This window comes from Frateuria sp., from assembly GCF_013362045.1.
Taxonomy (GTDB): domain Bacteria; phylum Pseudomonadota; class Gammaproteobacteria; order Xanthomonadales; family Rhodanobacteraceae; genus Frateuria_A.
On sequence record NZ_JABFWW010000058.1, the window covers coordinates 1 to 8,854 of the forward strand.

Consider the following 8,854-nt stretch of genomic DNA (forward strand, 5'->3'; position numbering starts at 1 on the left):
ACCTACTCTTACCAACTGCTGGTGCAGTCCATCCTGGACTACGCCATCTTCATGGTCGATCCGCAGGGCCGCGTGCGGAGCTGGAACGCGGGTGCCGAACAGATCCATGGCTACCGGGCCGCCGGCATCGTCGGATGCCCGTTCGCCCTGCTGCATACCGAACAGGAACGCGCGGCCGGCCGGCCGGAGCTGATCCTGCACATGGCCGCGGCGCACGGCCGCTTCCAGGAAGAGGCCGAGCGCCTGCGCCGCGACGGCAGCCGCTTCTGGGCCCACCTGGTGTGCGACGCGGTGCGCGACGAACACGGCCACCTGCTCGGCTTCGCGATGGTCATCCGCGACATCACCGAACGCCGCCTCACCGAACGGCGGCTGCGCGAGGTGGAGCGGCGCTTCCGCCTGTTCGTCGACGGCGTCACCGACTGCGCCATCTGCATGCTGGACGCCAACGGCATCGTCACCGACTGGAACGCCGGCGCCGAGCGCATCAAGGGCTACGCCGCCGCCGAGATCATCGGCCGGCCGCTGGCGCGCTTCTTCATCAACCCGCAGGTCGCGCAGACGGCCATGGTGGTGGCCGCCGAAGCCGGCCGCTACGACGTGGTCGACTGGCAGGTGCGCAAGGATGGCTCGCGCTTCATGGCCGAGATCGCCATCGATGCCATCCGCGACGGCGACGGCCAGCTGCTCGGCTTTGCCAAGATCACCCGCGACATCACCGAGCGGGTGGAAGCCGAACGCCACCTGGAGGAAACCCGCGCGCAGCTGTTCCAGTCGCAGAAGATCGAGGCGCTGGGCCAGCTCACCGGCGGCATCGCGCACGACTTCAACAATCTCCTGCAGGGCATCATCGGTTCGCTCGAGGTGGCACAGATGCGCCTGGCGGCCGGGCGCCAGGACGTGGAGCGCTTCCTCGGCAACGCCATCGATTCGGCCAAGCGCGCCGCCACGCTGACCCACCGGCTGCTTGCCTTCGCGCGGCGCCAGCCGCTGGCGCCCAAGAGCGTGAACCTCAACGACCTGGTCACCCAGATCGCCGAACTGCTGCCGGCCACGTTGGGCGAGCGGGTGGCGCTGAAGCTCGAACTGGCGCCCGCGCTGGTGCCGGTGCTGTGCGACCCCAGCCTGCTGGAAAGCGCTCTGCTCAACCTCGCCATCAACGCGCGCGACGCCATGCCCGACGGCGGCCGCCTGACCATCCGCACCGGCTCGGTGCCGCCGGGCGAAGGGCCATTGCGGCGGCCGCACAGCCTGAGCGACGCGCCGACCCTGCTGCTGCAGGTCACCGACACCGGCGTGGGCATGACGCCCGAGGTGCGCGCACGCGCGTTCGATCCGTTCTTCACCACCAAGCCCAAGGGCCGCGGTACCGGCCTGGGGCTGTCGATGATCCACGGCTTCGTCACGCAGTCGCGCGGCGCCATCGAACTGGAGAGCGAGCCGGGCCACGGCACCACGGTGTCGATCTACCTGCCCAGCGGCGAGCGGCGCAGCGTGCGCTCGAACGACGAGCAAGACCCCGGCGCACACTGGGAACCGGCCGCCGGCGAAACCATCCTGCTGGTGGAGGACGAGGACGTGGTGCGCGAGCTGGTCGCCGGCAAGCTGCGTGAATTGCACTATCGCGTGCTGGAGGCGCGCGACGGCCACGCCGGGCTCGCCGCCATCGAATCGGACGAACGCATCGACCTGGTCATCTCGGACATCGGCCTGCCCGGACTCACCGGCCTGCAGATGGTCGAGGTCGGGCGGCAGCGCCGGCCGGGCCTCAAGGTGCTGTTCGTGACCGGCTACGCCGAAACGATGCCGCAGGACTGGGCGCCCGAGGCCGACACCGACCTGTTGACCAAGCCGTTCCAGTTCGATGCCCTGGTCCAGCGCATCCGCGGTCTGCTGCCCAGCCCGCTCAGGCAGGCGCGAAACCCGTGAGCCGCCGCCTACGCGGGCCCGGCTGAAACCCGTCCTTCGGCGCTTCTGAACCGTATGGCGGCCGCCCCGGTCGTTGGCACGTGGCTTGTATGACCCGGGATGCTCCTCCAGGAGGACTCCCATGCACATGTTCCTGCCCTGCCCGCCGCTGATCGCGCCGATCCGCGTACCGCGCATCGCGCCCATTGGCGGCATGACACCATCCAAACCGGTCGGCGACCCCGAATCGCTGCCGCCCGACCCCACCCCGCCGCAGCCTTACGACCCGGGCGATCCGGTGCGCGCGCCCAGACCGCGCGAACCCGACCAGCCGGCCATCGACCCGCATGACCCGGGCATGCCGATGCCGCGCATCGACGAGCCGGCCGCGCCTGCTTTCTGCTGGTTGAACTGACGCAAAAGTTGGCACACCGCTGCAATTTTTTCGCGCACTCAGGAGTTCTCCATGAGCCGATACGACGACGATCACCCGCAACGCCCCGCACGTGCCCGCAACGAAGGACGGGACCCTTACGAAGCGCAACGGCAGGTACGCAACGTCGGCGACGACGACCAGTTCGCCGAGCAGCCATGGCGCGCCGCACACCCGCAGCACCAGCGCGAAAGCGGCACACGCGCCCCCCGCTGGGACGAGCAGCCGGCACGCTACGGCGGCGGCTATCGCGACGAGGAGCTGTGGCGCGGCGACCGCGGCGATGCGCGCTACGGCCTGGATACCGACAACGAGCGCGCCTATGGCCAGCACCTGCAGCAGCAGGACTACCGCCGCCGCCACGAGCGCAGTCCATGGCAGGGCCAGCGTGGCTATGAACGCAACGCCCATGGCCAGGACAACAGCGGCTACGACGAGGCGCGCTCCTACGGCCAGCGCCGCCATCAGGACGATGCGCGCAGCGACTACGCACGCGCCAGCTGGACGCAGGAACACGATTACGAAGGCCCGCGCTACGGCTCCACGCGCTCCGCTTCCGGACAGTTCGCCCACACCGACATCTACGGCGGCGCCGGCTTCCGCCAACAGGGCAAACGCTACTGGTTCGACGAGGGCGACCAGCGCAGCCAGTTCCGCGGCACCCGGCCGCGCGGCTACGAACGCAGCGACGAGCGCCTGCGCGAGCTGGCCTGCGAGCGGCTGACCGACGCCGACGTCGACGCCAGCGAGATCGAAGTGAAAGTGAGCCAGGGTACGGTCACGCTGGAAGGCAGCGTGCCCGCGCGCTGGATGAAGCACCAGGCGGAAGACATCGTCGACGACCTCGGCGGCGTCAAGGACATCCAGAACCACCTGCGCGTAAGCCGTGGCGAAACGCATCCGGTAACGACGCCGTCGGTGTCCGGCACGACCACTTCGCCCGCGCCCGGCACGACCGCCAGCAGCAGCGGCGCCGCACCTGGTGGCGACATCGGCGGGCGCAGCAGGCACTGACGCATGACGCGCTTGCCGGCGTCATGGCTGGCGAGCGCGGCGCGGCTGGGCACGCACGTGCGCTCCGCGCATCGGCTTTCACCTGCAAGCTCGAACAACTCTTCGACGCAGCTTGCACTTCGCTTGCGGCATCGTCGGCCTTGTCCGGGCCGACCTGCCATGCGCTGCACACAGCCGCGGCTGTCGCCGTGGATGCATGGGTACGCATCGCGCGGCCTGCTCCTTTCAACGCGACAGCCTTGGGGTCGAGTGATCCCTTTCCGGTGAAATTGTGCCGACGACCGCTTCCATCCTGCTCGTTGACGACGATCCTCAATTCCTAGACGTGGTAACTGCCTTCGCCGAATCGAAAGATTGCTCCGTCACGGGCGCCGCGAGCCTGGCGCATGCGCGCAAGCTCACCACCGAGGCGCGCTTCGACCTGGTGCTGCTCGACCTCTCGTTGCCCGACGGCAACGGCCTGGAGCTGGTCGACAAGCTCGATCCGCCGCAGACCGCCCAGGTGGTCGTGGTCACCGGCCATCCTTCGGTGGAGACCGCAGTGCACGCGCTGCAGCTGCCCGTGCTGGACTACCTGATCAAGCCGCTCGAAGGCGCGCAGCTCGAACGCCTGCTCGACCAGGCGATCGCCGCCGCCAAGCTGCGCGTGGCTTCCGCGGAGGCGAGCGAACGCTGCGGCGAGCTGATCGGCGCCAGCGTGGCGATGCAGCGCCTGTTCGAGAAGATCCGCCGTGTCGCGCCGCTGGACGTCACCGTGCTCATCCATGGCGAGAGCGGCACCGGCAAGGAGCTGGCCGCGCGCGCCCTGCATCAGTACAGCGAGCGCGGCGGCCGCTTCGTCGCGGTCAACTGCGGCGCGATCGCGCCCGACCTGCTCACCAGCCAGCTGTTCGGCCACGAGCGCGGCAGCTTCACCGGCGCGGTAAAGGACCACGCCGGCTTCTTCGAACAGGCCCAGGGCGGCACGCTGTTCCTGGACGAATGCACCGAGATGCCGCTGCAGTTGCAGACCCACCTGCTGCGCGTGCTGGAGGAGCGCGACGTGACCCGCGTGGGCGCCAGCGCCAGCAAGCCAGTGGACGTGCGCGTGATAGCCGCCACCAATCGCGACCCGCTGCAGGCGGTGCACGACGGCGTGCTGCGTTCGGACCTCTACTACCGGCTGATGGATTTTCCGCTGGCGATGCCGCCGCTGCGCGAGCACCCCAGCGACATCCCGCTGCTGGCGCAGCGCTTCCTCGACCGCCTCAACGAGCGCTACGGCACCGCCCGCCGCTTCGCGCCCGAGGCCGTGCGCCGGCTGCTGGCCTACGACTGGCCCGGCAATGCACGCGAACTCAAGCATGCGGTGCAACGCGCCTGGGTGATGTCCGGCGACGAGCTGGACATGCACGTCGCCCAGCCGCCGCAATACCCGCTGCACGAGGCGCACGACCACGGCAGCATGCCTTTCCGCATCGGCATGACCATCGAGGAGATGGAAAAGCAGATGCTCCTGCGCACCCTTGCGCATTTCGACAACGACAAGACGCGCACCGCCGAGGCTTTGGGGGTAAGCCTCAAGACGATCTACAACAAGCTGTCGCGTTACCAGCACGAAGACCGCGAATGAAATGAACGTACGACCGGCCAGCTCCGCCATCACCCCCATCCCCCTGCCGCTGCCGACCACCTTGCAAGCGCTCGACGCCTCCTCCGCGGAGCAGGCGATCACCCGTCTGCTGCAGCACGTGAGCCTGCAGTGGCACGCCGAAGTCTGCCTGCTGGTGGCGCCGCACCGACCGAGCGGACAGGGCCGCTACTGCTGGCAGTTGCCGCCGCCGTTGTCCTCCCGCCGCGAGGCGCGTGCACTGGCCGCGCAGCTGGCCGCGCAATCGCTGCGCACGGCGCTCAGCGCGGAACGCAACGATGCGCGCGAGCGCAGCGGCAATGCCCGCCTGCTCGCCATCGCGCTGCCTTGCAGGCGCGCGCGCCGGCCCGCTGCCGCGCTGGGCCTGGCGCTGTACCGGCCGCGCATGCTCGACACCGAGGAACGCACGGCGCTGGCACACGTCGGCGCCTGGCTGGCGGTACTGCTGCAACGCGAGCGGCGCGAGGCCGACGCACTGGAGCAATCGAGCAATCCGGTTTCCGTGGTCGACGCGATCAACAACGCGCTCAACGTGATCCTGATGCGCACCGACCTCGCCGCGCTGATGCTTGAGCGCAAGGAGCACGCCGGCGTACTCACCCTGCTCGACCAGATCGGCCACGGCTGCCTGCAATGCGCCGAACTGGCCCGCGGCCTGCTCGGCGAGTCGCCCTCCATGCGCCGCTCCGAACTCCACTGACGCCTTTCCCACCGCTCCCATCGCGCGAGGGCCAGGTGAAGGGCACCCTTGCGCGCCTGCCGCTCCGGCGAAGCAGACGCCATGAGGGCTGCTCCGCAGCCGCCCCGCATGCAAGACCCAAGGGCGTGGTCCGGCCCATCGGGCGCCTCCAAACGTCGAGCCATGCTCCACGCATCCGTCACCGTACCTAGCTGCCCACCGCGGCAACTTTTCCAAGCGGCTTTGTAGTTTTGCCGCGACCGCTTGCGAGCAGGCGCGACAGCGTGTGGCCTGTCGGCGACGTTGCGCACGTAACGGCGGCGTTCGGCGCACTTTTCGGCTGGCATGGATGTTGCGACCGCACGGCAGCCGCCGCGCAACGCGGTGCGCCGCCGGGTACTCCTGCCCGACGTCCCCCGAACGGACGAAGAGAGCACCGACATGTCCAGCAAGAACCCAGGCAGCGGCACCAGCAAGCGCGGCTTCGCCAGCATGGACGAGGAGCGCCAGCGCGAGATTGCCAGCGAAGGCGGCCGTGCAGCGCACGCCAGCGGCCATGCCCATCAGTTCACCTCCGAGGAAGCCCGCCGCGCGGGCCAGAAGGGCGGCGAGGCCGTGAGCTCCAACCGCGAGCACATGGCCGCGATCGGCCGCAAGGGCGGCGAGGCCAGCCATGGCCGGCGTACCGGCGAAGAAAGCAGCCGCGGCGGCCAGCAGACCAGGGCCGGCCGGCAGAACCCGAAGAACGAGGAAGAGGACTGACCGCGCCCCGCGCAAACGCAAGGGCCGCAAACCCACCGGGAGAACGACATGACCGCACGACGCATCAGCCTGATGCTCGGCACGCTGCTGCTGGCCATCCTGGCCGGCACGGCGCTCGCACAGAGCAGCACCACCCAGGACAGCAGCCACGGCACGGGCAAGGGCAGTACCGGCAAGGACGCCGTGTTCATGCGCCACGCGGCCGCCGACAGCCTTGCCGAGATCCAGATAAGCCGCCTCGCGCTGGAGAAGTCCTCCTCCGCGCAGGTCAAGGAACTGGCCCAGCGCATCGTCGACGACCACACCAAGGCCAACGATCAGTTGATGAGCATCGCCGAGCGCCAGCAGGTCACCCTGCCGACCGAGCCGATGCCGATGCAGAAACATGAGGCCGACAAGCTCAAGGCGATGAGCGGCGCGGCGTTCGACCAGGCCTATGCGAAGGCGATGGTCAAAGACCACCGCAAGGCCATCAAGATGTTCCGAATGGAAAGCCGCAAGGCGGCCGATGCCGACGTCAAGCAGTTCGCCAGCGCCACCCTGCCGGCGCTCAAGACCCACCTGCAGATGGCCGAGCAGATCGCCGGCAACGGCAGCATGCGCGGCAGCCGACATCCGATGAACCACGCCCCCGGCACGCCGATGGACAGCAACGGCTCGATGGGCATGCCGCCCTCGGGCAGCAGCACGCACTGACGCCTTGAACGCCACGGCCAGCCAGCGTTGCGCCCATCCTGCCTGCCGCTGCAGCGTGCCGGTCGGCGACACCTACTGCTCGGACCACTGCCGCCAGGCGGTGGACGAGCCCGCCGAGGGCTCGTGCGGCTGCGGCCATGCGCCGTGCGAGCAACGCGCAACGGACACTGGGGCCAAGCCGCCGTGACGCGGCGGCGCTTGGTCAGTGCGCGCCGGCCGCATCCTGCGCGTCGAGCCACTGCGCCAACCGGGCCAGTACCTCGCTGCGCGCCGGCTCCGCTTCGTTGAACAACTCGTGGAAGAGCGCATCGAACACCTGCGCCGTCAGCCGGCCGGTGGCCTCTGCCGCGGCGGCAAAGGCAAGGCTGCCGCGCGGGTCGACCAGCCGGTCGGCGCCGGCCGCCAGCAACAGTGTCGGCACGTGCAGCCGTGGCGCCTGCGCGATGCAATGCCGGCCGCCGTCGAAGATGAAATGCGCCAGCCGCGGCGTGATCCAGCCCGAGCGCAGCGGATCGTGCCGGTAGGCGGCGATTACCGCCGCATCATGCGACAGCGCTTCGAATGGCAGGCGGCTGCGCAGCGGCAGGTTGGGCAGCCAGCGCGAAAGACGCCCGGCCAATTCCTGCGCCCAGGCGGGCGCCCAGGTACGCAACGCCGGCGAGGAGAGCAGCAGGAGCTTCGGCATCACGTAGCCGTCGAGCACCGCGCGCAGCGCCACCAATCCCCCCATGCTGTGGCCGAGCAGTACCGGCGCCGTCCCGAGCTCCCGGGCAAAACGCGCGTACACCTCGGCCAGGTCCTCGAGCGGTTCCAGCGGCCGGACCAGCGCACCGCGCTGGCCGGGCGAGCGGCCATGGCCGCGCTGGTCGTAGCCGCGCACGGCATGGCCGCGCGCGTTGAACCATGCGGCCAGCGCACCGTAGCGTCCAGCGTGCTCGCCCAGGCCGTGCACGATCAGCACGCCGGCACGCGCATCGGAACCGGCGCGGGGTGCGGGCCAGTCGTGCACGCACAGCCACCGGCCATCGGCCAGGGTCTGCCGGCCGAGCACTCCCTCGGTTGCCCGCTCTGATGCATCCACACGCATGCCTCCGCGCCCAGCCGCCAACATAGCCCGCGCACAGCATCCTGAACAGCGGCTCGAAGTATGAGACGGCCGCCCCTATATCATCGGGGGCACGCAGCGCCCGCCGCAAAACCGCCATGCCGCTCGAACACTTCCATCCCGCCGTCGCGCGCTGGTTCCAGCGCAGCTTCCCCTCGCCCACTGCGGCGCAGGCCGGCGCGTGGCCGGCCATCCACGCGGGCCGCCACACGCTGGTGGCCGCGCCGACCGGCTCGGGCAAGACGCTGACCGCCTTCCTCGCCGCCATCGACGCGCTGGTGCGCGAGGGCGTAGCCCAGGGCGGCGCGCTGCCGGAGGAGACGCGGGTGGTCTACGTCTCGCCGCTGAAGGCGCTGTCCAACGACATCCACATCAACCTCGAAGCGCCGCTGGAAGGCATCCGCGCCGAACTCGAAGCCGAGGGCCTGCCCGACGTGGCGATCCGCACCGCGGTGCGCACCGGCGACACGCCGCAGGCCGAACGCGCGCTGATGCGCAAGCTGGCGCCGCACATCCTGGTGACCACGCCCGAATCGCTGTACGTACTGCTGGGCTCGGCGTCCGGGCGCGAGATGCTCAAGAGCACGCGCACGGTGCTCGTCGACGAGATCCACGCGCTGGCCAATT

The 8,854-nt window shown here is 69.9% G+C and carries 9 protein-coding genes; 8 read left to right on the forward strand and 1 reads right to left on the reverse strand.

Annotation, left to right across the window (positions count from 1 at the left end):
• The 7 genes from HOQ08_RS03010 to HOQ08_RS03040 all read left to right on the forward strand — a co-directional run.
• Nucleotides 1-1,929, forward strand: a 1,929-nt coding sequence (locus HOQ08_RS03010; RefSeq protein WP_291191413.1) for a PAS domain-containing sensor histidine kinase, incomplete at its 5' end; no start/stop codon positions are given.
• A gap of 121 nt (nt 1,930-2,050) precedes the next feature.
• The gene (locus HOQ08_RS03015; RefSeq protein ID WP_291191415.1) at nt 2,051-2,323 is read left to right on the forward strand and encodes a hypothetical protein; all 273 of its coding nucleotides are present in this window, start codon (nt 2,051-2,053) and stop codon (nt 2,321-2,323) included.
• A gap of 51 nt (nt 2,324-2,374) precedes the next feature.
• Nucleotides 2,375-3,355, forward strand: a complete 981-nt coding sequence (locus tag HOQ08_RS03020) for a BON domain-containing protein (protein WP_291191418.1) — start codon at nt 2,375-2,377, stop codon at nt 3,353-3,355.
• A 271-nt stretch (nt 3,356-3,626) separates the two neighbouring features.
• The gene (locus tag HOQ08_RS03025; RefSeq protein WP_291191421.1) at nt 3,627-4,967 is read left to right on the forward strand and encodes a sigma-54 dependent transcriptional regulator; all 1,341 of its coding nucleotides are present in this window, start codon (nt 3,627-3,629) and stop codon (nt 4,965-4,967) included.
• Between the two features lies 1 nt (nt 4,968).
• Nucleotides 4,969-5,685 (forward strand): hypothetical protein, encoded by a 717-nt coding sequence (locus tag HOQ08_RS03030; protein ID WP_291191424.1) that lies wholly within the window; start codon nt 4,969-4,971, stop codon nt 5,683-5,685.
• A 420-nt stretch (nt 5,686-6,105) separates the two neighbouring features.
• On the forward strand, nt 6,106-6,426 hold the full coding sequence (locus HOQ08_RS03035; RefSeq protein WP_291191427.1) for a KGG domain-containing protein: 321 nt from the start codon (nt 6,106-6,108) through the stop codon (nt 6,424-6,426).
• Nucleotides 6,427-6,474: 48 nt separating this feature from the next.
• Complete coding sequence (locus HOQ08_RS03040; RefSeq protein WP_291191430.1) at nt 6,475-7,122, forward strand: DUF4142 domain-containing protein; 648 nt, start codon at nt 6,475-6,477, stop codon at nt 7,120-7,122.
• 202 nt (nt 7,123-7,324) lie between these two features.
• Here HOQ08_RS03040 and HOQ08_RS03045 read toward each other — a convergent pair whose 3' ends face one another.
• Nucleotides 7,325-8,203, reverse strand: coding sequence for an alpha/beta hydrolase (locus HOQ08_RS03045; protein WP_291191432.1), 879 nt, complete (start codon nt 8,201-8,203; stop codon nt 7,325-7,327).
• A gap of 122 nt (nt 8,204-8,325) precedes the next feature.
• Here HOQ08_RS03045 and HOQ08_RS03050 point away from each other — a divergent pair.
• The coding region (locus tag HOQ08_RS03050; RefSeq protein ID WP_291191435.1) for a DEAD/DEAH box helicase at nt 8,326-8,854 on the forward strand (529 nt) is incomplete at its 3' end.

Bases quoted from the DNA above. Each gene is read 5' to 3' on its own strand.
- HOQ08_RS03040 (WP_291191430.1), top strand. From the start codon at position 6,475: ATGACCGCACGACGCATCAGCCTGATGCTCGGCACGCTGCTGCTGGCC.
- HOQ08_RS03035 (WP_291191427.1), top strand. From the start codon at position 6,106: ATGTCCAGCAAGAACCCAGGCAGCGGCACCAGCAAGCGCGGCTTCGCC.
- HOQ08_RS03015 (WP_291191415.1), top strand. From the start codon at position 2,051: ATGCACATGTTCCTGCCCTGCCCGCCGCTGATCGCGCCGATCCGCGTA.
- HOQ08_RS03020 (WP_291191418.1), top strand. From the start codon at position 2,375: ATGAGCCGATACGACGACGATCACCCGCAACGCCCCGCACGTGCCCGC.
- HOQ08_RS03030 (WP_291191424.1), top strand. From the start codon at position 4,969: ATGAACGTACGACCGGCCAGCTCCGCCATCACCCCCATCCCCCTGCCG.